Raw genomic sequence first — 1,334 nt, 5'->3', positions numbered from 1 at the left:
TAGGTTGAAAGGTGGCATAGGTGGTAAAGATTTTAGAAAGTATTTTTAGTTTCATCAACTAGAAATTACTTTTCAATTTTTTCTTCCCCTCTGCCCCCTTTGCCCCATATTCACTTCATTATTTAACTTATGCAGTATCATATTTTTATAGGAATATACCTTTTACTATATCTAATAACTTCTCACTATTATGCAGTTAAATTGTTTCTTATTTTGCAGTATTTTTATATTATTCCTACGCTTTTTAATGATTCAATAAGCCACTTATAAAAATAGTTACATGCATCGTCTTCTGTAGTAAATTCTTCTTTCTCTGACTTTATTCCTCTTTCGCTATAATAGGTTTCCCATTTACCATTTATATAGTTTAAACAATATGCTTCATTTGGTCTTCCACCGTCTAATGAATATACTTCTTCTGGTACTTGGTCGTTAATTAACTTCATTTTCAATTCATTTTTTGTCATTTTATTTCCACCCTTCTTATAAATCCATCTTCTATTAGCTTTTTAACTGATAGGCTTAACTCATACTGTATTCCACCACCAGGTTCACCGAACCATGGTGCTATTTTCCCTGCCTGTACTTCTATTGGTTTAATTACTTCATATACATTATACGATTTATTTTCTGTACCTGGTGCAAGTGCTCTACTTGGATATGGAATTCCCTCTGGAGATACGAAAGTACCTCCCTCAAATCCATATCTGTCAATCCTAGTTCCTGGCTTTAAAGTTTCAATTACTGCTTCCCCATCAAATCCTCTATTTGGTGGCCATATAATATTTCCTGCTTTATCCACCCAATTATTATTTTCTGCATATATTTTTGTATCTATTTTTGCAAATTCTTGATAATTTGAAGCTTCTCTAGCAATTTTACTTTCTTCAATATTCTTTAATACTCTCTCTCTTATATCAGCTTGTGTAACCCCCTCAGTACCTTTAAACAAACTACTAGAATGGTTATCTATATCTTTACTCGTATCACTTATTATCTTTTTTATTTCATCTAAATTGTTTGGATCTAATCCTCTAAACCTTGAATCAAAATTCTTTATATATTCTTCAATGTTATTTCTTTCTGCTATATCATCTAACTTCTTTATAACATCTTCAAAATCACCTTTTATTTTAGTATCACTTATATTATCTCCAACTTGTTTGAATATCTGTCCTAAGGTTGCATTCTTACAGTCTATATTGTGAACCTTAAGACCTAATTCTGTTATAAAGAATGTGTGGTAGTTTTCCACTATTAGGTTATATACTTCAATTTCATTATAACCCTTATATTCTATACTTTCTACTACCTCATACTCTTTTCTACTATTT

Annotated in this window: 2 protein-coding genes; both read right to left on the bottom strand. The window is 30.5% G+C overall.

The window, feature by feature from the left end; translation table 11 throughout:
- Positions 1-224: 224 nt before the first annotated feature.
- Positions 225-467 (bottom strand): hypothetical protein, encoded by a 243-nt coding sequence (locus KIB46_RS16285; protein ID WP_291673277.1) that lies wholly within the window; start codon positions 465-467, stop codon positions 225-227.
- Positions 464-1,334, bottom strand: an 871-nt coding sequence (locus KIB46_RS16280; protein WP_291673275.1) for a TNT domain-containing protein, incomplete at its 5' end; no start/stop codon positions are given. The genes KIB46_RS16285 and KIB46_RS16280, both read right to left, overlap by 4 nt.

Source organism: Clostridium sp., from assembly GCF_018372875.1.
Lineage (GTDB): Bacteria > Bacillota > Clostridia > Clostridiales > Clostridiaceae > Clostridium.
The sequence above is the reverse complement of the archived record's forward strand: the minus strand, read 5'-3'. Positions and strand labels throughout refer to the sequence as shown.